Below are 267 nucleotides of genomic sequence, written 5' to 3' on the forward strand. Positions count from 1 at the left end.
CAGTTAGGCCGTGTTCCATCAACACTTTAGAAAAACGATCTATGCGTGAGTTAGAAGAACGACCGTAAGGAGAACCAGGGTACGGGTTAAACGGAATTAAGTTAATCTTACATGGAGTATCTTTCATTAGAATTGCAAGTTCATGCGCTTGGTCTGTGCTGTCATTAATATGATCAAGCATGACATATTCAACCGTCACGCGGCCGCGATTTGCATTAGACTTTTCTAAATAACGACGAATACCCGCTAAAAATTCTTGTAATGGAT

Annotated in this window: 1 pseudogene; it reads right to left on the reverse strand. The window is 40.4% G+C overall.

The window, feature by feature from the left end:
- A pseudogene (locus AAEY78_RS13385) lies at positions 1-267 on the reverse strand (23S rRNA (adenine(2503)-C(2))-methyltransferase RlmN); the annotation flags it as partial.

The sequence above is a fragment of the Psychrobacter sp. 16-MNA-CIBAN-0192 genome, from assembly GCF_040309565.1.
GTDB lineage: Bacteria > Pseudomonadota > Gammaproteobacteria > Pseudomonadales > Moraxellaceae > Psychrobacter.